Source organism: Pandoraea thiooxydans, assembly GCF_001931675.1.
Lineage (GTDB): Bacteria > Pseudomonadota > Gammaproteobacteria > Burkholderiales > Burkholderiaceae > Pandoraea > Pandoraea thiooxydans.
Window position 1 is genome coordinate 4145592 of the sequence record NZ_CP014839.1, and the last position, 22686, is coordinate 4168277.

The following is a 22686-nucleotide window of genomic DNA, read 5'->3' on the forward strand; positions in this document are numbered from 1 at the left end:
GCGCTTCAATATGTCGCGGCACGATGCAGCTGTCGCAGGTTCTCGCTGGCAAGGCCGCGCAATGCCGCGTCGCAGCAGGGTTTTTGACGTTGCCCGGCATTTGGCGCCAAATCGGTGCGCGCATTGCACAAGTTCGGCGAAATTGTCCAATCGTTTGATTGACTGCGACTGGTAACTTCCCGTAAAATCTCGCGGATTTATCTGCTTGTTGAGCCCGATGTTTTGTGAAAGCCGGGCGGGGAAGGGAGCTTAACCATGGCCGATCGTCAGCGGTCTGGTGCGCAGCCGACACCGCGCCAACATGACCCGGTAAGTACGGATATGCGAGACGACGAGCAGGAGCAAAAGATCGTTCCGCTTACGCGAGCGGAGGCCGAGCGCCTCTTCGGCCCCAATGTGAGCCGCCCGTCTCGCGTTACTCCATTCAGGGTGATTACCGCCCAGGTAATTGTGTCGCTGCTGGTGACATTGGTATGGTGGGCGCTGTCGGCATCGCCGCGAAATGCGGCGGTCTCTGCTTGGCTGGGCGGAATGGTTGGCTGGGTGCCAGGGGTGTTTTTCGCCCTGCGGCTGAAAGTATCGCGTGATCGCCTCACCGTGTCCTCGCTAGTGATTGGCGAGGCGATCAAAGTAATGACGACGATTGCGCTGTTTGTGGCGATCGCGACGCTGTACCCGGCGGTTCATTGGGTAGCGTTGCTGACCACATTCGTGCTGGTGCTCAAGGCCCATTGGCTGGCACTGGCCATCAAGTAGCGGCATACCGCTCGTGCAGGTCGTCGCGGAGTCGGATTTTCATAATTGGGTGTTTGATCGCTATGTCAGTAGAAGCCGGAATGGAAGGGCCGAATCCGTCGGAATATATCGCGCACCATTTGCAACATTTTGCGAATGCGACGCAGACGAGCATCATCGATTTCCACATCATCAACTGGGACACCTTGTTCTGGTCGGTGACGACCGGCATCATCGCGTGCCTGTTCCTGCTGCTGGCCGCGCGCAAGGCAACCTCCGGTGTGCCGAGCCGGTTCCAGGGCGCCGTCGAAATGCTCGTGGAGATGGTCGAAGATCAGTCGAAGAGCATTGTGCACGGCAACCGGACCTTCATCGCGCCGCTGGCGCTGATCGTGTTCGTCTGGGTGTCGCTGATGAACTTCCTCGACCTGTTGCCGGTTGACCTGCCGGGCCGCATCATCCAGTGGGTCGGTCTGGGCAACATCATCACGCATCATCGGATCGTGCCGACGGCCGATCTGAACGGCACGCTCGGCATTTCGTTCGGCGTGCTGATCCTGATGCTCTATTACAGCTTCAAGATCAAAGGTCCCGGCGGGTTCATGAAAGAACTCTTCACGGCGCCGTTTGGCAATCACTTCGCGCTGTGGCTGCCGAATCTGCTGCTTAACGTCATCGAATTCCTGGCCAAGACCATCTCGCTCGGCATGCGGCTGTTCGGCAACATGTACGCCGGCGAACTGCTGTTCCTGTTGATCGCGCTGCTCGGCGGCCTCTGGACCTTCGGGGCGAACCTGACGTTCCTGGGTTTCGTGGGCAATGTGATCGCGGGTCTGGCGTGGTCGATCTTCCACATCCTGATCGTGTTTTTGCAGGCGTTCATCATGATGATGCTGACGCTCGTATATATCGGCCAGGCGCACGATCATCATTGATGATCTGGCGCTTGCCGAAGATGAATCGTTTTGAGTTTTTCGAATTCAGGTTTTTTCAAGTTTCAAGTCTCTAACCAAAAGGAGTAATCATGCAAGCTTTCATCGCCAACATCCAGGGTTTGACCGCCATCGGCATCGGCATCATCATCGGCCTGGGTGCTGTCGGCGCCTGTATCGGTATCGGTTTGATGGGCGGCAAATACATTGAAGCCGCCGCGCGTCAGCCCGAATTGATGAATCCGTTGCAAACCAAGATGTTCTTGTTGGCCGGTCTGATCGACGCGGCATTCCTGATCGGCGTGGGCGTGGCAATGCTGTTCGCGTTTGCCAACCCGCTGCTCTCGAAGCTCGCTTCCTGAATTTCTTTCGGCTGCCGCGCAAAATTGTGCGGCCACTGGACATGACGGCGCGCCCAAAATTAGATCTGACTAATGCCGGGTGCGCTGTTTCGCCAATCGACAAGCAACACCGAAAGGAAACACCGTGAACATTAACGCAACACTGCTTGCGCAAACCGTCGTGTTTCTGATCCTGGCCTGGTTCACGATGAAATTCATCTGGCCGCCGCTGATCAAGGCTATCGACGAACGCGCGAAAAAAATCGCTGACGGGCTTGCGGCCGCCGAGAAAGGCCAGGCCGACCTCGAGCTCGCCAGCAAACGGGTCGACAAGGCACTCGCGGAAGCCCGCGCGGAAGGCGCTCAGCGCATTTCCGAGGCGGAAAAGCGCGCTCAGGCCGTCGGTGAGGAAATCAAGCAGAACGCCCAGGCCGAAGCCGCCCGGATCATTGCCGCCGCAAAGGCAGAAGCCGAACAGCAGGCGATCAAGGTTCGCGAGTCGCTGCGTGGCGAAGTCGCCGCGTTGGCGGTCAAGGGAGCCGAGCAGATCCTGCGACGCGAGATCGATGCCAAGGCGCACGCCGAGCTGTTGAACCAACTCAAGGCAGAGCTCTGATCATGGCTGAACTTGCAACCATTGCCCGCCCGTATGCCGAAGCCCTGTTCCGCGTGGCGCAGTCCGGTGACGTGAACGCCTGGTCGGAACTGGTCCGCGAGTTGGCCGCGGTTGCCCAGCATCCCGACGTGCAGGCCCTGGCAGACAACCCGAACGTGACGCATGAGCAGGTGGTCGAGGTAATCCTTGCCGCGCTGAAATCGCCGGGCAACGCCATGCTGCGCAACTTCATCGTCGCCATGGTCGAAAACGACCGTCTGTCGGTGATGCCGGAAGTGGCGCAACAGTTCGAGGAGCTCAAGAACGCCAGCGCTGGTTCCGCCGATGCGCTCATCACCAGTGCATTTGCGCTGGACGATGCGCAGCTCCGGGAGTTGGTCGCGGCGCTCGAGCACAAGTTCGGCCGCAAGCTGCATGCCAGCGTGACGGTCGACCCGTCGCTGCTGGGCGGTGTACGAGTGGTGGTGGGCGACGAAGTGCTGGACGCTTCGGTCCGTGCCCGCCTGGCGAATATGCAAACGGCGCTGACGGTGTAGCGAGCTACGCCAAGACGGCAAGAATTGAATATCAGGAGCACATATGCAACTCAATCCCTCTGAAATCAGTGAGCTGATCAAGAGCCGGATTCAAGGTCTCGAGAGCAGTGCCGAGATTCGCAATCAGGGCACCGTCCTTTCCGTGACGGACGGCATTTGCCGTATTCATGGCCTGTCCGACGTGATGCAGGGCGAAATGCTCGAATTCCCGGGCAACACCTTCGGTCTGGCGCTCAATCTCGAGCGCGATTCCGTGGGTGCGGTGATCTTGGGTGAATACGAGCACATTTCCGAAGGCGACACGGTCAAGTGCACCGGCCGCATTCTGGAAGTGCCGGTCGGTCCCGAGCTGGTCGGCCGCGTGGTCAACGCGCTGGGTCAGCCGATCGACGGCAAGGGTCCGATCAACGCGAAACTGACCGATCCGATCGAAAAGATCGCGCCGGGCGTGATTTGGCGTCAATCGGTGTCGCAGCCGCTGCAAACCGGTCTCAAGTCGATCGACGCGATGGTGCCGATCGGCCGCGGTCAGCGTGAGCTGATCATCGGCGACCGCCAAACCGGCAAGACGGCGGTGGCAGTGGATGCGATCATCAACCAGAAGGGCAAGGGCGTCACGTGTATCTACGTGGCGGTCGGCCAAAAGGCCTCGTCGATCACCAACGTGCTGCGCAAGCTCGAAGAGCACGGTGCGATGGAGTACACGATCATCGTGGCGGCCACTGCTTCCGAATCGGCCGCGCTGCAATTCATCGCGCCGTATGCCGGCTGCACGATGGGCGAATACTTCCGCGACCGCGGCCAGGATGCGCTGATCATCTATGACGATTTGACCAAGCAAGCCTGGGCCTATCGCCAGATCTCGCTGCTGCTGCGTCGCCCGCCGGGTCGCGAAGCCTACCCTGGCGACGTGTTCTACCTGCACTCGCGTCTGCTCGAGCGCGCCGCGCGCGTCAACGAGGAATACGTCGAAAAGTTCACCAACGGCGAAATCAAGGGCAAGACCGGTTCGCTCACCGCGCTGCCGATCATTGAAACGCAGGCCGGTGACGTGACGGCGTTCGTGCCGACCAACGTGATTTCGATTACCGACGGGCAGATCTTCCTCGAGACCGATTTGTTCAACGCCGGTATCCGTCCCGCCATCAACGCCGGTATTTCGGTGTCGCGCGTGGGTGGCTCGGCGCAGACCAAGGTCATCAAGAAGCTCTCCGGCGGGATCCGTACCGACTTGGCGCAGTACCGCGAATTGGCGGCATTCGCGCAGTTTGCCTCGGACCTCGACGAAGCCACCCGTCGCCAGCTCGAACGCGGTCGCCGCGTGACCGAATTGCTCAAGCAGCCGCAGTATCAACCGCTGCAGGTGTGGGAGCTGGCCGTGTCGCTGTTCGCCGCCAACAATGGGTATCTGGACGATCTCGACATCAAGTCCGTGCTGCCGTTCGAACGCGGTCTGCGTGAAGCCCTCAAGACCAGCCATGGCGCGCTGATCGCCCGCATCGAAGAGACCAAGGATCTCTCGAAGGACGACGAAGCCGCGCTGCACGCTGCGATCAAGGACTTCAAGAAGACGGGCGCTTACTGATTCGGTTGAAGACGATTCATATTCAACGGACCAGCGGGAGAGCGGCGCATCGGCAGCATCGACGGCCGCTCTTCATATAAGGAGTAAGCAATGGCGGGAATGAAGGAAATTCGCGGCAAGATCAAGAGCGTGCAAAACACGCGCAAGATCACCAAGGCCATGGAAATGGTGGCGGCGTCGAAAATGCGCAAGGCGCAGGAACGCATGCGCCATGCTCGGCCCTACGCCGACAAGGTGCGCACGATTGCGGCCCATATGAGCCAGGCGAACCCGGAATACCACCATCCGTTCATGGTGCGTAATTCGGACGCCAAGGCCGCGGGCATCATCCTGGTGACCACCGACAAGGGGCTTTGCGGTGGCCTGAACACCAACGTGTTGCGCGCCGTGATTGGCAAAATGAAGGAAATCGAAAGCGCCGGCCTGGCGATCGAGGCCACCGCCATTGGCGGCAAGGGGTTCGGTTTCATGGGGCGGATCGGTGCGAAAGTCGTGTCGCACGTCGTGCAGTTGGGCGATACGCCGCATCTGGAGCGAATGATCGGTGCCGTCAAGGTGCAACTCGATGCCTACGCCGCGGGCAAGCTGAACGCCGTCTATCTGGCCTACACGCGCTTCATCAACACGATGAAGCAGGAGCCGGTGATCGAGCAGCTGTTGCCGTTGCCGGAGCAGCCTGCGGGCGAGGACGGCAAGGCGGCCGTCAAGACGTCGCATGCGTGGGACTACATCTACGAGCCGAACGCGAAGACCGTGGTGGACACGCTGCTGGTGCGCTATGTCGAGGCCCTGGTGTATCAGGCGGTGACGGAAAACATGGCGTCCGAGCAATCGGCGCGGATGGTGGCAATGAAGGCGGCCTCCGACAACGCCAAGACCGTCATCAACGAACTGCAATTGATCTACAACAAGGGCCGACAAGCCTCGATCACCAAAGAGCTGGCCGAGATTGTGGGCGGCGCGGCGGCAGTCTGACATTGACATGCCTCCGGGCGAAATGAATTCAAGTATCTAAAGGAAAAGCGATGAGTACTGCGATGGTAGAAGGCAAGATCGTACAGTGCATCGGCGCCGTGATCGACGTGGAATTTCCGCGCGGCCACCTGCCGAAGATCTACGACGCGCTCATTATGGATGGCTCGGAGTTGACGCTCGAAGTGCAGCAGCAGTTGGGCGACGGCGTTGTGCGGACCATCTGTTTGGGCTCCTCGGAAGGGCTGCGCCGCGGCATGATGGTCAAGAGCACCGGCAAGGGCATCACCGTGCCGGTCGGTCAGGCCACGCTGGGCCGCATCATGGACGTGCTGGGTCGGCCGATCGACGAAGCCGGCCCGATCCCCCAGGACAGCCAGCGTGAAATTCACCAGAATGCACCGGCATTCGACGAACTGGCGCCGTCGACCGAACTGCTCGAGACGGGCATCAAGGTTATCGATCTGATCTGCCCGTTCGCCAAGGGCGGCAAGGTGGGTCTGTTCGGTGGCGCCGGGGTGGGCAAGACCGTCAACATGATGGAGCTCATCAACAACATCGCCAAGGAGCACGGCGGTTACTCCGTGTTCGCCGGCGTGGGCGAGCGTACCCGTGAAGGGAACGACTTCTACCACGAAATGAAAGACTCCAACGTGCTCGACAAGGTCGCGCTGGTGTACGGGCAGATGAACGAGCCGCCGGGCAACCGCCTGCGCGTCGCGCTGACCGGTCTGACGATGGCCGAGCACTTCCGTGACGAAGGTCGCGACGTGCTGTTCTTCGTCGACAACATCTACCGCTACACGCTGGCCGGCACCGAAGTCTCGGCGCTGCTGGGCCGGATGCCTTCGGCCGTGGGCTACCAGCCGACGCTGGCCGAAGAAATGGGCCGTCTGCAAGAGCGCATTACCTCGACCAAGACCGGTTCGATCACGTCGGTGCAAGCCGTCTACGTGCCTGCCGATGACTTGACCGACCCGTCGCCGGCGACCACCTTCGGTCACTTGGACGCCACCGTCGTGCTCTCGCGTGACATCGCTTCGCTGGGTATCTACCCGGCGGTCGATCCGCTCGACTCGACCTCGCGCCAGATCGACCCGAACGTCATTGGCGAAGAGCACTATGGTGTGACGCGCGGCGTGCAGGCCACGCTGCAGCGCTACAAGGAACTGCGCGACATCATCGCGATTCTGGGCATGGACGAACTGTCGCCGGAAGACAAGCTGGCGGTGGCTCGTGCCCGGAAAATCCAGCGTTTCCTGTCGCAGCCGTTCCACGTGGCCGAAGCGTTCACTGGCGCTCCGGGCAAGTACGTCCCGTTGAAGGAAACGATTCGCGGCTTCAAGATGATCGTCGATGGTGAGTGCGACCACCTGCCCGAGCAGGCGTTCTATATGGTCGGCACGATCGACGAAGCCTTCGAGAAAGCCAAGAAACTGCAGTAATCGATTGAGTGTCCGCCTGAACAAGGCGCACAGGTGACTCACGAAGGCGCCGGCGAATGATCCAACTCTGCCGGCGCCGCCTGCACCAAACTCAACGGGAGCAATCATGGCAACCATTCATATAGACGTCGTCAGCGCGGAAGACGAGCTCTTCTCCGGTGAGGCCCGTTTTGTGGCCCTGCCGGGCGAGGCCGGCGAACTGGGCATTCTGCCCGGACACACGCCGCTGATCACGCGTATCAAGCCGGGCGCGGTGCGTATCGAGACTGCCTCGGGCGAAGAAGAGTTTGTTTTCGTCGCCGGCGGTATTCTCGAAGTCCAACCCGACAGCGTGACGGTGCTGGCCGATACGGCCATGCGCGGCAACGACCTGGACGAAGCGAAGGCTGCCGAAGCCAAGCGTCGCGCCGAGGAAGCGCTTGCCAACAAGGGGTCGAACATCGAGTATGCGAAAGCCCAGGCTGAGTTGGCCGAGGCGGTCGCGCAACTCGCGACGATTCAGCGGTTCCGCAAGAAAAAAGCCTGACGTAACGAGCGCCTCACAGGCGCGCGTCAGCAAAGACAAAAGGCAGCTTCGGCTGCCTTTTGTCTTTTTGGTGCGAAGCGTGATGTCCATCGGGCCACGCTCATGCGTGAACTGACGGGAGCACCGTCTTGACAATTCGAGACATCGGAAAACTCCGATGCGCGTGAGTCCCGCGCGCGCCGCAGCTCGCACTACACACCGGCACCCCAGCCGATTCACTCCGAGACGCCACCATTGATTGGCATGACTAAATAGGAATACGCATTAGGAAAATGCCGTTTAGTCGCACTATTTAACTGGAATCGTCCTAAAGTCGGTGACGTGTAATCGTTGCTATCTTCCGCAGGCCAAGCGCTCGGGAAGCGCGCAAGGCGTTTCCTGGAAAAGTTCACGCTCAACGAAAATGGTCGACGGGATGATGTCTTTGATCGAGAGGCGGTCACGCCTGCTGAAAATTTGCACCCAGTGGTGCGTTGACACGATCCGGAGTCGCTCAATCCGGGGGCTGTTACCGGGCATCTTGCTCGCCGTCGGGCTGGCCATGGGGGCGTCGTCGGCTTCTGCGGTGAAAGTCGAGCAAATCGGCGATCTGGCGCATTCCACGGCGGCGAATCCGGCCCAATTCAACATTGGCGACCTGATCCATGTGGCCATGACCTGGCGCCATAACTCGTGGGGCTTCGAATCCTGCTATTTCTCGGTGATCGCGCCCGGCGATGGGGCGTCCTACGGATTCAGCGACATCAACGGCAGTTGCGATCGGCGCGACTATCCCGACGGTCGGGTGCCAAAACGGGGCTATGAGGTGATCGATACGGCGAAACCCCTTTATGCGGGCGAGCTGTCCTTGAATTTGGTCCCCGGCCAGACGTACGAGGCGGTAACGGAAATTTATCCGTGGCGCAACACCGAGCCAGGCGTGAGTTCACGATACTTCAAGATCCGTCCGCTCTCCGGTGGCGTGTCTACCGCCACACCGCACAAACACGTCCAGGGGCGCGTCGACATCACCGGCGCGTGGCGGGGTAACGGCGCGACCGGCACCGTCAAGGCCTGGTACAAGAAAGATGGGGTCGGCCCCTACATTCTGGCCGGTCAGGGTTTGGGGTGGTTTTCCGTCTACAACTTGCCCGCCGGACGCCAGACGTTGGAGTTTTACGTCTATTACGACGGCAAGTTTGAAACCTATGTCGGCAGTAAAACTGTCGACGTCCTCGCTGGGGGTGTCACGGCGCTGCGCCTCGAAGACAAACGGCTGCGGGTAAATGGCTGGGTTGACGGAGGTGTGAAACAAATAAAAATGGAGACGGTATGGCCGAATTCGATCGACCTCGGTACCTGTGCGGTCAGCGATGGTAAATTTTCGTGCCTGTCCGAGAAAGCATTGAGGGCCAGTTGGCACGACATAAGAATCACCGCCAGCCGGGGCAGCACGGACCTCATTCTTCTCAACCGGCAGCACATCGACGTCACGCCCAGCGCGCGCTGGGCTGACGACAATCCCGGCATCAGGCTGCAAGGTCAGCCATTCAGGCTCGCCGTGGACAAGGGCGAGGAGGCAACGCACCTGCAGGCCTATTGGCGACGAGGCGAAAAGGGTCTTTGGCACGTCAGCGGAGACCTCAAGCTTGGCAGTGACCGCAGCGTGGTTCTCCCCGATACTGCGGATTGGCTGCCAACCGACCGATCGCAGTACATGGTCATATTCTGGGTCAGGCGGGGTAGCGCAAACTGGTCACCGGATTCGGAGATTCGCAGCTTTCAAGTGAAGCCGTTGCCGCCAGAGTGGAGCAAGCCGCCCGCCGGCTCGGCGCCGGGACGCAAAGTCAGCGTCACGCTCAGGCCGCCGCCAGGCGTCGACGTCGTGCAGCCGCAATGGCGCCGTGAGGGCGGTGACTGGACAGACGGCCAAGCGGTTGCGCTGCAAAACACGCGAACCCAGGACCATACGATCGCGATCGCCGAATCGGCCGCGTGGTCGAGTGGGCACTACGACATCCGTCTGCGCGTGCGCAAGAACGAGGGCCTCTGGTCGGAGCCGTCCGAGGCAAAATCCGTCGTCATGCGCCCGTCGAGTCCCGCAGAGGTGTTCCGGGACAGTACGCTGACGGTATTCGATCAACACGGCAAGCCGCTGATGGGTGGTGCGAATGTCACGGTTGGCGACCAAATCACTTATCGTCTGAAACTGGCGGCCGCGTCTGCCGCCGAGCAGATCGACCTGTCGCTGAGTCTGGCCGGCGCGACGCAACTGCAAGGGCAGGCGGGTACGCTGCGCTATCGGGCCGCGCTGAGCGATCCGGGCGACGGCGCGAAGCCGATCGACACCACGCGGCTCAACAAAGGCTGGACCGGCGCGGGAGCGGCGTTCGGGGCGACCACGCGTTTGCTGGTCAGCGGGGAGGACGCGCCGGGCATGCTGGCGGGCAAACACGCGGTGATCGACATACCGGTGACGGTGTCGCGGCCGGGCCAGATCCCAGGAGTGAAGGTGATCGCGCGCGGACACAGCGGTGGGCAGCCGCTGGCGGGGCAGCACGAGATCGCGGCGCTCGATCTCAGGGCGGTGATGCCCAGGCCGCAATGGGTGTGGCCGGCAACCGACAGCGAGGAATTGCTGGCGGGCCAGACGCTGCACATCCGCGGGCAAACGCACCCGAGCGCCGATCACGTCAAATTCCGGTGGCGCGACTGGCGCGACGGCCAATACCACAGCACAAACGATATTCCCATTGAACCCGACGCGAACGGTCGATTCGACGTCGAGCTGCCGGATGCCAAGGCGTGGGTGCCCACCGCAAGCGGCGAAAGCTACCAGCTCAAATTCCTCGTCAGCAGCGCAGGCTACGCATCAGCCTGGACTGGCGTGCGCCACCTGCGGGTGCGCTCCGGGGCGGGCGTGTTGGGCGGGAGTTCATTGACTGTCTACCGGGGTGACCGGTCATTGAGCGCGAACGCGGGCGTGGCCGCCGGCGAGACATTGACGTTGCGCCTGCGCATGCAAAGCTCGCACACGGCGTTGGGGCTGCAATGGTCGCTGGTCTTGCCGGCGGGTCTGGAGAAAGCGGGCGCACCGATGTACCGTGCCGACCTGAGTGATCAGGGCAGGCCGCCGCTGATCGGCGGGTTGGTGCAAATCGGGACCGGCACGCTCAACGGCCAATGGCGGGGCACGGGAGGCGCGTTTGGGGTGAGCGCGCAGCTGCTCGACCCGGTGCAATCGCTGCTGGGCCTGGTGGGAGGCAAGCACGCGGTGCTCGACATCCCCGTGCGGGTCAAGGCCGAAGCGCAAGGCGCGATTCTGGTCAAGGCGGCGGGCCGCGCCACGCTGGTCAGCCAGCAGGATCTGGCCGCGCCGCCGTTGCTGGTCGCCAAAGTCCCGGGCCAGGGGGCGATGACGGCCGCGCTGGCGCCAACTGCCGAAGGCGACAGGCAGCCGGGCGAGGCACTGACCTACCGGGTCACGCTCGTCGCGCTCAAGGCGCTCGACGGCGTGCAACTGCAATACCGCCTGCCGGCTGGCCTGAAGCAACACGGCACGCCGGTGTTCGACGCGCAAAGCGATCTGCAGCAGGGGCTCGAGGCTGCCTGGGACGGCTCGCCGCGGCACGACGCATTGCTGGCGGCGGGCACGGCGCTCGAGGCGGGGCGCCGGATCATCGTCAACATTCCGCTGCAGGTCGCGCCGGAGGCGGTCGACAGCCGCATCGACAGTCGCATCGAAGCGGCGGCGGGCAATGTTGCGGGCACCGTCGAGGCCCGCCATGCCTTGCGCGTGGTGCCGGACAAAGAGGCGGACAACGGCCCGTTGCGGCTGAGAACGCTGGTCGACAAGGGCGATGCCAAGCCCGGCGAGACCTTAGCCTACACGATCGAATTCATGAACCGCTCGGACCAGCCGCTGCACGAGTTGGCGATTCACGAGGTCGTGCCGGAGCACACCACGCTGGTGCCGCAAAGCGCGGTGTGCAAGCAGATGCCGGCGGCGCTGGCATGCCGGGTGGCGACGCTCGATGAGGCACACGGCACGAGCGATCCGACGCCAATACGCTGGACATTCTCGGGACGTCTGCTGCCCGGCGAGCAGGGCTCGGTCGGCTTCAGGGTGCGCGTCGAGCACTGAGTCGGGCCGGCCGGCGGGCCGCGCCCCTGGCAAATACAGGATCGGAAATCCGGACCTTCCCTGATCCTCGTCAAGCTATTTTTACGTTAACGTAAACGTCAAACAACCTAGGCAGGCTATGCTTGATACGAGCATGGCTGAATCCGCCCTGTCCGGCATTCGGGCAGGGCGGGTGCCACAGAAAAATACATCGCACTTGCCCGCGCGCCATCGTGGCGGCCGGCCCCTGCTGTTATTGGAGGAGACGCAGTATGGATCAAGAAAATGCCGGCTTGGCGCCGCGTAACGGCCTATCCTACGTCAAGGGCGATACCACGGTGCCGCTCTCGGAGGCGACCATCCCGCAATTATTGGCGCAGAGCGTGCAACGCTATCCCGAGCGGCCGGCGGTGGTGTTTCGCGAACAGCAAATCCGCTGGAACTGGCGCGAGTTCAGCCAGGCGGTCGATGCCCTGGCGCTCGGCCTGCACCGGCTTGGCCTGCGCAAGGGCGATCGGCTCGGTATCTGGTCGCCCAACCGGGTCGAGTGGTTGGTTACGCAATTCGCCACCGCGCGCCTGGGAATCATTCTGGTCAATATCAATCCGGCCTATCGGCTTGCCGAGCTCGAGTACGCGCTCAACAAAGTCGGCTGCAAAGCCATCATCGCCGCCGAATCGTTCAAGACCTCGCAATATCTGGCGATGCTGCAGACCCTCGCGCCAGAACTGGCGCAATGCGAAGCTGGGCAACTGCATGCGCAGAAGCTGCCCGACTTGCGTATCGTGATCCGCATGGGCGAGGCCCGCACGCCCGGCATGTTCAACTACGACGACATTGTCGCGGGCACGGCCAACCCAGCGGTCGGCGAGCTCGATGCCATCACCGCGACGCTCGATGCGCACGAAGCCGTCAACATCCAGTTCACCAGCGGCACCACCGGCAATCCGAAGGGCGCCACGCTCACGCACCACAATATCGTCAACAACGGCCGCTTCATCGCGATGGCCATGCGCTTCTCCGAGCAAGACAGCCTGTGCATCCCCGTGCCGCTTTACCACTGCTTCGGCATGGTGCTGGCGGTGCTGGCCTGCGTGAGCACCGGCGCCAATATGGTGTTTCCCGGCGAGGCATTCGATCCGGCCGCCACCATGCGCGCCGTGGCGCAGGAGCGTTGCACCGCCCTGCACGGGGTGCCGACCATGTTCATCGCCCAGCTCGATCACCCCGATTTCTCCAAGTACGATTTCTCGTCGCTGCGCACCGGCATCATGGCCGGCTCGCCCTGCCCGATCGAAACCATGAAACGGGTGATTTCGCAAATGCACATGAGCGAAGTCACCATTGCCTACGGCATGACGGAGACCAGCCCGGTTTCGTTCCAGAGTTCGACCGACGATCCGCTGGAAAAACGAGTCACCACCGTGGGCCGCGTGCAGCCTCATCTCGAGGTCAAGCTGGTCGATGCCAGCGGGGCCATCGTGCCGGTCGGCGAAAAAGGTGAACTCTGCACGCGCGGCTACTCGGTCATGCTCGGCTACTGGGACGACGAAACAAAAACGCGCGAGGCCATTCGCGATGGCTGGATGCATACGGGTGACCTGGCCACCCTGGACGAGGCGGGTTACTGCAATATCGTCGGGCGGGTCAAGGACATGCTGATCCGCGGCGGCGAGAACGTCTATCCGCGCGAAATCGAGGAATTCCTGTTCCGTCACCCAAAGATCCAGGCGGTGCAGGTATTCGGCGTGCCCGATCCCAAATACGGGGAGGAGGTCTGTGCCTGGGTGGTCCTCAAGCCGGGCCAGAGCGCCACCGAAGATGAAATTCGCGCGTTCTGCCAGGATCAGATTGCCCACTACAAAATCCCGCGCTACATCCGCTTCGTCAGCGAAATGCCCATGACCGTGACGGGCAAAGTGCAGAAATTCATCATGCGCGCATCGATGGTCGACGAGCTCGGCCTGACCGAGAGCAAAACCGCCTAGCGCTGACCCGCCGACGGCACCCGGCCCCGCGCCGAGCGGGCCGCCGGCAGGGCACCGCCACACATCAGACGCGAACCGGCGCCGGCCCAACTTGTAACCATCTGTAAAGATGCTGTTACTCGTTTGGCGGCGCCGGCATAGTACCCCCCATGTCTTAAGAAATTTTTTTCAGCCGCGCCTAAAGTTTCTCCAGCGCCGGCCGAAATACAGACATCGCTTCGCGCGGCGCGCGGACAAACCAGTCTACTGCGCGGTCGCTGCGCATCACGGGCAAAGCGGTTTTTGCCGCGACTCGCCCGCTCAGGCCCTCCCATCAAGGCTTTTCAGCCTGTCGGGAGATTTTTCCTATGCTTGTAGGAAAAATGCCTACACAAAATTTCCGAAAAACTTATAGCCCGAGCGGATGAATCTCTGATTTTTTTCCGCCGCGGATCGCTGCAAAATTGCAACCGAGATTGGGCCAGTGTCGCCAAAACCACAATCTACGGGGGTTACATGAGTAACAGCGAAACACTCAACGAGATTCGGGAAATTAACCTTTCCTATCTGGTGCTAGCGCAACGTCTGATTCGCGAGGATCGCGCTGCAGCAATGTTCCGTCTGGGTGTCAGCGAAGAGTTGGCCGATGTTCTGGGCCGCCTTACGCTCGCGCAACTGGTCAAACTCGCCTCATCCAATTTGCTGCTGTGCCGCTTCCGTTTCGACGATCACGCGATCCTCTCGAATCTGACGCATACCGCCAAGGACATCGCCGTGCAGCAGTCGCACGCATCGATCCTGCTGGCGAGCCAGCCGGTCGAAGCGATCGGTTGACACGGCCACAGTCAGTCAAGGCCGATCGAGTGCGGCGAAAGGAATATTGATTCGTTTGTTGCAGGAATAAGCACTATGCGCAGCAAAAGCGTGGTTCACGAAGCCAAGCAGATTCAACTGGCCATCGAACTGGTCGAGTTGGGGGCCCGTCTCCAGATGCTGGAGGCGGAGACCACGCTAAGCCGCGATCGGCTGATCAAGCTCTACAAAGAACTCAAGGGCGTCTCGCCGCCCAAGGGTATGCTGCCGTTCTCCACCGACTGGTTCGTCACCTGGTTGCCGAACATTCACTCGTCGCTGTTCTACAACATCCATCAATTCCTCACGCAACAGGCGCGTTGCGAAGGCATCGACGCGATCGTCAAAAGCTACCGCCTTTACCGCGAGCACGTCGAGCTGCACGCCTGGGAGCCGGTGCTGAGTTTCACCCGCGCGTGGACGCTGACGCGCTTCTTCGACAGCAAAATGCTGCAAATGACCCCCTGCACGCGTTGCGGCGGCCATTTCGTGGCGCATGCCCACGAACCTCGAAATCATTTTGTCTGCGGTTTGTGTCAGCCGCCGTCACGCGCCGGCAAGACGCGCAAGAGCAAGGCCGCCGCCGAACAGGCCGAAGCCCAGCAAGGATGCCTGGCGCTTTGAGCGCCGCAACGCATTTCGTCCTTCCGGTTCAACTTCCTCCCTTCAGTTTTTCCCTCGCACTGCCGTAATACCTCTGAGAGAAAAATATTGTCCGCATGGCTTTAGGCGTGTTTGGCGAGCGATTCCCTGAATGCCCTGAATTTGCAAGAGGAACCCGGAAGTGCTGGTTTTTATTGGATATGCGATCGTTCTGGGCGCGGTGTTCGGGGGATACGCCTTGGAAGGCGGGCACCTGGGTGCACTATTTCAGCCCACTGAATTGCTGATGATCGGCGGAGCCGGTATCGGCTCCTTCCTGGTCGGCAACAACGGCAAGGCGATTCGCGCCACGCTACGCGCGCTGCCGCCGCTCTTGCGCGGCTCCAAATACACCAAGGCGCTCTACATGGAGCTCATGGCGCTGCTCTATGTGCTGCTGGCCAAAGCACGCAAGGACGGCATGCTGGCCATCGAGGCCGACGTCGACGATCCCGCGGCCAGCCCCATCTTCAGCCAATACCCGCTGCTCGCGCGCGACGCCCGCATCATGGAGTTTCTCACCGACTACCTGCGCCTGATGGTCAGCGGCAACATGAACGCGTTCGAAATCGAGAACCTCATGGATCACGAAATCGAAACGTACAAGCATGAAGGCGAGATGCCCGCGCACTGCATCTCCAAAGTGGGCGACGCGATGCCGGCCTTCGGTATCGTGGCCGCGGTGATGGGCGTGGTGCACACCATGGCGTCGGCCGACAAGCCGGCGGCCGAACTCGGTGCGCTGATCGCCCAGGCGCTGGTCGGCACCTTCCTCGGCGTGCTGCTCTCATATGGCTTCATCGGCCCGCTGGCCTCGCTCATCGAGCATCGCGTGGCCGAGTCGAGCAAAGTGTTCCAGTGCATCAAGGTCACGCTGCTGGCCAGTCTCAATGGCTACGCGCCGGCGCTGGCGGTCGAATTCGGCCGGAAAGTGCTGTACTCCAGCGAGCGGCCGTCGTTCGCGGAACTCGAAGACCACGTGCGCCAGGTCAAGGCGCGTTAGGTCGGTGCCCAGGTGAATCATGAGCGACAAGGGCACCCACCCCATCATCGTCAAGCGCAGCATCAATGCGCCAGCCGCCCATCACGGCGGCGCCTGGAAGCTCGCCTACGCCGACTTCATGACGGCCATGATGGCGTTCTTTCTGTTGATGTGGCTGCTCGGCTCGGTCAATCACAACGAACTGGCGGGCATCGCGCAATACTTCCGCACGCCGCTCAAAGTCGCGATCATGGGCGGTAAGCGCGCTGCCGACAGCGCCGGCGTGATCGACGGCGGCGGGCCCGACATGACGCGCACCCAAGGTCAGATCGCCCATGGCGCCAATCCGCCGCCGCCCACCCGCAGCGCGGCCAGTGGCCAGCGCAACGAGGCCGAGCAGCTGCGCCGGCTCAAGGCACGCCTGCTGCAGGCCATCGAGTCGAATCCGGCGCTCAATCAATTCCGCAAACAGCTGCTGATCGACATCACCAAGGAAGGCTTGCGCATCCAGATCGTCGACACCCAGAACCGGCCAATGTTCGCCAACGGCAGCGCACGGGTCGAGCCCTACATGCGCGACATCCTGCACGAGATCGGCAAGGCGCTCAACGACGTGCCCAATCGCATCAGCCTGTCCGGGCACACCGATGCCACCCGTTACGCCACCGGCGACAAGGACTACAGCAACTGGGAGCTGTCGGCCGATCGCGCCAATGCCTCGCGACGCGAGCTGATTGCCGGCGGTATGGACGCCGACAAGGTCGTGCGCGTGCAGGGCCTGGCCTCGACGTTGAACCTCGACAAGGAAAACCCGGCCGATCCGATCAATCGGCGCATCAGCATCATCGTGCTGAACCATCAGGCGGAAGCCGCCCTGGAGCGCGAGAACGATGCGGCCACGGTCGATGCTCCGGATCAGAAGGGCGCCGCGCAGAGTGCGGTGCAAGCGGCGGCGCGCGCGGCTGACACCGCCGCTGTGCCAAAGCGATGACAAGGCAAGGAAATGACGCACATGACGCAATCCATTTTGTCGGTCGATGACTCCGCAGCCATGCGGCAGATCATCTCGGCCAGCCTGAGCGAGGCTGGCTACCGGGTGAACACCGCCTGCGACGGCGCCGCCGCGCTCGAGCTCGCGCGCGGTGAACGCTTCGATCTGGTGCTGACCGACCAGCATATGCCCGGCATGGACGGCCTGGCGCTGATCCGTGCGCTGCGCGCGTTGCCCGGCTACGGGAGCGCACCGATCCTGGTGCTGACCACCGAGGTCGATGGCGCCTACAAAGAGGCGGCGCGCGACGCCGGGGCCAGCGGCTGGCTGCTCAAGCCGGTCGATCCCGCGATGCTGATCGAAGTGGTCGGTGCGCTGCTGGGGGCGTCGGCCGCGTCAATTCAAGCCAATAACGAGCGGGGATAACGGTGGATATAACGCAGTTCTACCAAACCTTTTTCGACGAAGCCGAAGAGCTGCTCGCGGAGATGGAGCATTTGCTGCTCGCGCTCGACGTAAGCGCACCCGACGCGGAGCAGCTCAATGCGATCTTTCGCGCTGCACACTCGATCAAGGGCGGCGCGGCCACTTTCGGATTCGCGGCGCTGACCGAAACCACGCATTTATTGGAAAACCTTCTAGATCGGGCGCGGCGCGGCGAGTTGGCCTTGCGCACCGAAATGATCGACACTTTCCTGGAAACCAAAGACGTGCTGCACCAACAGTTGAATGCCTATCGCTCCTCGAGCGAACCGGATCCGGAGGCCATGGCGCGCATCTGCGCCGTGCTGCAGGCCCTGGCTCTCGAACAACAGACCGGTGCGCCCGCCGCAGCTGCTGCGCCGGTTGCGCCAGCCGTGCCGTCAACGCCTGTGGCGCCGGCCGCGGCGGGCCTGCCCGAGCCGTCCAGCGACCATCAGCGCCTGCAAGTCACGCTCAGCGGCGTGAGCACGAAAGATCAGGACTTGCTGGCCGAAGAGCTCGGCAATCTGGGCGAAATCGTCGCGCGCAGCGCCACCGACACCTCGCTCACGCTATGGCTGGATACCACCTGCGACGCCGACGACATCATCGCCGTGTGCTGCTTCGTGATCGAGCCAGGGCAGATCGACGTCAAGACCTCGGCATCGACACCGGAGGACGCCGACCACGCGCGCGCGGCACCGGCCGCGCCCGATGCCGCGCCTGCCGGCGAACCCGCCCAGGCTGTCGCCGAGCACGCCGAACTCGCCGGCGCGTTGCCGTCCGGCGCGGCCGGCCAGCGCCAGGCCGCGGCGGCTGCCCCCGGCCACGAAAACAGCTCGATCCGGGTCGGGGTCGAAAAAGTCGATCAATTGATCAACCTGGTGGGAGAGCTGGTGATCACGCAGGCCATGCTTGCGCAAACCGCCAGCTCGCTCGACCCGGTGCTGCACGACCGCCTCTTCAACGGCATGGGGCAGCTCGAGCGCAATGCGCGCGACCTGCAGGAAGCGGTCATGTCGATCCGCATGATGCCGATGGACTACGTGTTCAGCCGCTTCCCGCGCGTGGTGCGCGATCTGGCCAACAAGCTCGGCAAGCAGATCGAACTGGTCACCTTCGGGCAGGCCACCGAACTCGACAAAAGCCTGATCGAGCGCATCATCGACCCGCTCACCCACCTGGTGCGCAACAGCCTGGACCACGGCATCGAATTGCCGGCGGTGCGCGTCGCGGCGGGCAAGGAGCCGGTTGGGCAACTGGTCATGTCGGCCGCGCACCAGGGTGGCAACATCGTCATCGAAGTCAGCGACGACGGCGCCGGGCTGCAGCGCGACAAAATCCTCGCCAAGGCGATCCAGCAGGGCTTGCCGGCCAGCGAGTCGATGAGCGACAGCGAAGTCTGGCAACTGATCTTCGCGCCGGGCTTCTCCACGGCCGATGCGATCACCGACGTATCGGGCCGGGGCGTCGGCATGGACGTGGTCAAGAACAACATCCAGGACATGGGCGGCCACGTCGAAATCCAGTCCACGCGCGGGCGGGGCACCACCACGCGCATCGTGTTGCCGCTCACGCTGGCAATCCTCGACGGCATGTCGGTCAAGGTCGGCCAGGAGATTTTCATCCTGCCGCTGAACTTCGTCATGGAGTCGCTGCAGCCGGCGGCGGCCGATATTCGCCCGGTGGCCGGCGAAGGCCAGGTCGTATTGGTGCGCGGCGAATACCTGCCGCTGGTCGAGCTGCATCGCACCTTCCAGGTGCCCGCGGCGCGCGTCAACCCGACCGAGGGCATCGTCGTCATCCTGCAAGCCGAGGGCCGGCGCTTCGCGCTGCTGGTCGACGAGCTGGTCGGTCAGCATCAGGTGGTGGTGAAAAACCTCGAGACCAACTATCGAAGAGTGCACGGCATTTCCGCCGCCACCATTCTGGGCGACGGCAGCGTGGCGCTGATCGTCGACGTGGCGGCCCTGCAACGCAATAACCGCCAGCTGGCGGCGATTTCTTCTTGATCCACGGGAGCATGGCGAATATGGAAAATCTTCAGCAAGAAGCGGGAGCCTCCCGCCACCACATGGCGATGCAGAACGACGGCGACGGCCAGGAGTTTCTGGTGTTCACGCTGGGCGACGAGGAGTACGGCATCGACATCCTCAAGGTGCAGGAAATCCGCGGCTACGACGCGGTCACGCGCATCGCCAATGCGCCCGACTTCATCAAGGGCGTGATCAACCTGCGCGGCATCATCGTGCCGATCGTCGACATGCGCATCAAATTCAACCTCGGCCGCGTCGAGTACGACACGCAGACGGTGGTGATCATCCTGAACGTCGCCAATCGCGTGGTCGGCATGGTCGTCGACGGCGTCTCCGACGTGCTGACGCTGGCGCGCGGCGACATCAAGCCGCCGCCCGAGTTCGGCGCGACCCTGACCACCGAATACCTCACCGGGCTTGGCACCGTCGAGGGGCGCATGCTGATTCTGATGGACATCGAAAAGCTCATGACCAGCAACGACATGGCGCTGATCGATCGCGTCGCGAGCTAAGGCCGGGGTACGGGGGCGATACGGGTAACAGCACGGGCAACAGCACGGGCGACGCCGCGCGTCGCAGGTGAAAAGATCAGCCGGAAAGAGAGAGACCGATGAGAAACAACCAGCCGGTGACCGACAACGAATACGTTATCAGCGAGACGGACTATCTGATCTCGCGTACCGACCTCAAGGGGCGCATTACCTACGCCAACCCGTCATTCATCGAGGTCAGCGGATTTTCGAAAGAGGAATTGATCGGTGCGCCGCATAACATCGTGCGCCATCCGGACATGCCGTCCGAGGCATTCGACGACCTCTGGAAATCGCTCAAGGCGGGCCAGACCTGGACCGGCCTGGTGAAGAACCGCCGCAAGAACGGCGACTTCTATTGGGTGCTGGCCACCGTCAATCCGACGCTGGAGAACGGCAAGGTGGTCGGCTATACGTCCCTGCGGCTCAAGCCGCGTGCCGGCGAAGTCGAGGCGGCCACCGCCGCCTATGCCAAATTCCGTGCGGGCCGCGCGCGCGGCCTGCGAATCCGGCAGGGGCAGTTGCAGCGCACGGGCCCGCGCGGCTGGATCAGGCTGCTCAAATTGACAAGCATCAGCGCGCGCCTGACCGGCATGATCGTCACCGGTGCGCTGCTGCTGCTGGCCGTGGGCGGCCTCGGTCTGTTCGGCATGCAGGCCTCCAACCAAAAGTTGGCCAGCGTCTATCACGGGTCGATGGTGCCGGTCGGGCTGCTCAATACCATCGGTGCCAAGCTCGACCGCAACGCAGTGTTGATGTCCACCGCGATCAGCAATCCCAACTTCAATGTGCAAAAGGACAATGCCGACGAAATCGTCCAGAACAACAGCGACATCGACCAGCTGTGGGCGCAGTTCGCGCCCACCGTGTCGAGCGATCTGAAGCCGGAGGCCGATCGCTTCAACGTGATTCGCAAGCGCTTCAACCAGGACGGCGTGCTCAAGCTGGTGGCGGCGCTGCGCTCGGCCTCGCCGCAAAGCGAGCAGTTGTACACGCAGGCGGTGCAGCCGGCCTATGGGCCGTTGCGCGACGAGCTCAATTCGCTGGTGCGGCTCGAGCTGACCCAGGCCGACTATCTGGACGGTCAGGCGCAGCGGCAATTCCGCCTCACGCGCGCGATCATGCTCGGCGGCGTGCTGGCCGGCGTGGTGCTGCTGGTCCTGCTTGGCACGATCCTGCGCCGCTCGATCGTCAAGCCGCTGGCCCAGGCGCTCGATGCCAGCAAGCAGATCGCCACCGGTAATTTGCTGGTCTCGATCGCGTCACAGCGGCGCGACGAAGTCGGGCGGCTGCTGTTCGGCATGGGGGCAATGAAAAACAGTCTGCTGAATATCGTCAGCGACGTGCGCGGCGGCATCGACGCGATCGACACGGCGGCGCGGGAGATCTCGGCGGGCAACACGGACCTGTCGGCGCGCACGGAGCAGCAGGCGGCGTCGCTGGAGGAGACGGCCTCGAGCATGGAAGAGCTGACGGCGACGGTCAAGCAGAACGCGGACAACGCGAAGCAGGCGAGCCAGCTGGCGGTCAACGCGTCGGAGATAGCGGGGCGCGGCGGAGTGGTGGTGGGCGAGGTGGTGGACACGATGCACGGGATCTCGGGCAGCTCGAAGAAGATCGTGGACATCATCAGCGTGATCGAGAGCATCGCGTTCCAGACGAACATTCTGGCGCTGAACGCGGCGGTGGAGGCCGCGCGCGCCGGAGAGCAGGGTCGTGGCTTCGCGGTGGTCGCAGGCGAGGTACGCACGCTGGCGCAGCGCAGCGCGGCGGCGGCCAAGGAGATCAAGGAGCTGATCGAGGACTCGGTGGGCAAGGTGGAGAGCGGCTCGCAGCTGGTGGAGCGGGCGGGCCAGACGATGGAAGAGATCGTGCAGGCGGTCAAGCGGGTGACGGACATCATGGGGGAGATCTCGGCGGCGTCGGCCGAGCAAAGCAGCGGGATCGAGCAGGTGAACAAGGCGGTCACGCAGATGGACGAGGTGACGCAGCAGAATGCGGCGCTGGTGGAGCAGGCGGCGGCTGCGGCGGGCTCGCTCGAGGAGCAGGCCCATCGCCTCAAGGGCGCTGTCTCGGTGTTCATGATCGGAAGTGCCGGCGACATAGCCCAGGCCCATGCGATCAAGAAGGCCTCCGACGCACATCCGACCGAGCCGGCCAGCGCCGCCGTTGCAAACGAAGCGGCCGGGGCGGCCGACCCGCGCAAGGCGGTCGAGTACCCGGCCAGAGCGCGGGGGGCGAGGCCCGGGCGCGGCGCGGCGGCGAGCCCGGCAGCCAAGCCGGCGCGCGCCGAGGCTCAGCCGGCGCACGACGAAGCACGCGTGCTGCCGATGAGCGCGCATCGCGCCAATGCCCCGCGCATCGTCAAGAGCGCTGCCAGCGTACCGGCCGGCGACGAATGGGAAGAGTTTTGAGCTGCGCGGCGCGCGAGTCT

At 62.8% G+C, this 22686-nt stretch carries 19 protein-coding genes; all 19 read left to right on the top strand.

The window, feature by feature from the left end; all coding sequences use genetic code 11:
• Window positions 1-255: 255 nt before the first annotated feature.
• Window positions 256-756 (top strand): ATP synthase subunit I, encoded by a 501-nt coding sequence (locus PATSB16_RS19130; protein WP_047215593.1) that lies wholly within the window; start codon window positions 256-258, stop codon window positions 754-756.
• Window positions 757-818: 62 nt separating this feature from the next.
• Window positions 819-1670, top strand: a complete 852-nt coding sequence (gene atpB / locus PATSB16_RS19135; protein ID WP_047215594.1) for a F0F1 ATP synthase subunit A — start codon at window positions 819-821, stop codon at window positions 1668-1670.
• Between the two features lie 89 nt (window positions 1671-1759).
• The gene (gene atpE, locus PATSB16_RS19140; protein WP_047215595.1) at window positions 1760-2029 is read left to right on the top strand and encodes a F0F1 ATP synthase subunit C; all 270 of its coding nucleotides are present in this window, start codon (window positions 1760-1762) and stop codon (window positions 2027-2029) included.
• 124 nt (window positions 2030-2153) lie between these two features.
• Complete coding sequence (locus PATSB16_RS19145; protein ID WP_047215596.1) at window positions 2154-2624, top strand: F0F1 ATP synthase subunit B; 471 nt, start codon at window positions 2154-2156, stop codon at window positions 2622-2624.
• 2 nt (window positions 2625-2626) lie between these two features.
• A complete protein-coding gene (locus PATSB16_RS19150; protein ID WP_047215597.1) occupies window positions 2627-3160 on the top strand; it encodes a F0F1 ATP synthase subunit delta in 534 nt (177 codons plus the stop codon).
• 43 nt (window positions 3161-3203) lie between these two features.
• Window positions 3204-4745: a F0F1 ATP synthase subunit alpha gene (gene atpA, locus PATSB16_RS19155; RefSeq protein WP_047215598.1), complete on the top strand. Its 1542-nt coding sequence runs from the start codon at window positions 3204-3206 to the stop codon at window positions 4743-4745.
• 90 nt (window positions 4746-4835) lie between these two features.
• A complete protein-coding gene (atpG, locus tag PATSB16_RS19160) occupies window positions 4836-5720 on the top strand; it encodes a F0F1 ATP synthase subunit gamma (protein ID WP_047215599.1) in 885 nt (294 codons plus the stop codon).
• Window positions 5721-5782: 62 nt separating this feature from the next.
• Window positions 5783-7162: a F0F1 ATP synthase subunit beta gene (atpD, locus tag PATSB16_RS19165; protein ID WP_047216762.1), complete on the top strand. Its 1380-nt coding sequence runs from the start codon at window positions 5783-5785 to the stop codon at window positions 7160-7162.
• A gap of 106 nt (window positions 7163-7268) precedes the next feature.
• Window positions 7269-7688, top strand: coding sequence for a F0F1 ATP synthase subunit epsilon (locus PATSB16_RS19170; RefSeq protein WP_047215600.1), 420 nt, complete (start codon window positions 7269-7271; stop codon window positions 7686-7688).
• Between the two features lie 565 nt (window positions 7689-8253).
• Complete coding sequence (locus tag PATSB16_RS19180; protein WP_156884512.1) at window positions 8254-11811, top strand: DUF11 domain-containing protein; 3558 nt, start codon at window positions 8254-8256, stop codon at window positions 11809-11811.
• A gap of 251 nt (window positions 11812-12062) precedes the next feature.
• Window positions 12063-13778 carry an AMP-binding protein gene (locus PATSB16_RS19185; RefSeq protein ID WP_047215603.1) on the top strand — a complete coding sequence of 572 codons (1716 nt, stop codon included), beginning with the start codon at window positions 12063-12065 and terminating at the stop codon, window positions 13776-13778.
• 495 nt (window positions 13779-14273) lie between these two features.
• Window positions 14274-14591: a flagellar transcriptional regulator FlhD gene (flhD, locus tag PATSB16_RS19190; RefSeq protein WP_047215604.1), complete on the top strand. Its 318-nt coding sequence runs from the start codon at window positions 14274-14276 to the stop codon at window positions 14589-14591.
• Between the two features lie 75 nt (window positions 14592-14666).
• Complete coding sequence (gene flhC, locus PATSB16_RS19195) at window positions 14667-15233, top strand: flagellar transcriptional regulator FlhC (RefSeq protein ID WP_047215605.1); 567 nt, start codon at window positions 14667-14669, stop codon at window positions 15231-15233.
• 160 nt (window positions 15234-15393) lie between these two features.
• Window positions 15394-16254, top strand: coding sequence for a flagellar motor stator protein MotA (motA, locus tag PATSB16_RS19200; RefSeq protein ID WP_047215606.1), 861 nt, complete (start codon window positions 15394-15396; stop codon window positions 16252-16254).
• A 19-nt stretch (window positions 16255-16273) separates the two neighbouring features.
• The gene (motB, locus tag PATSB16_RS19205; RefSeq protein WP_047215607.1) at window positions 16274-17224 is read left to right on the top strand and encodes a flagellar motor protein MotB; all 951 of its coding nucleotides are present in this window, start codon (window positions 16274-16276) and stop codon (window positions 17222-17224) included.
• 21 nt (window positions 17225-17245) lie between these two features.
• Complete coding sequence (locus tag PATSB16_RS19210) at window positions 17246-17650, top strand: response regulator (RefSeq protein WP_047216763.1); 405 nt, start codon at window positions 17246-17248, stop codon at window positions 17648-17650.
• Entirely contained in the window at window positions 17647-19698 is a 2052-nt protein-coding gene (gene cheA, locus PATSB16_RS19215; RefSeq protein ID WP_047215608.1) for a chemotaxis protein CheA, read from the top strand. The genes PATSB16_RS19210 and cheA overlap by 4 nt, the downstream gene beginning before the upstream one ends.
• Window positions 19699-19718: 20 nt before the next feature.
• Entirely contained in the window at window positions 19719-20234 is a 516-nt protein-coding gene (locus PATSB16_RS19220) for a chemotaxis protein CheW (RefSeq protein ID WP_418303872.1), read from the top strand.
• A 98-nt stretch (window positions 20235-20332) separates the two neighbouring features.
• On the top strand, window positions 20333-22666 hold the full coding sequence (locus tag PATSB16_RS21245; protein ID WP_052892754.1) for a methyl-accepting chemotaxis protein: 2334 nt from the start codon (window positions 20333-20335) through the stop codon (window positions 22664-22666).
• The last annotated feature ends 20 nt before the right edge of the window (window positions 22667-22686 follow it).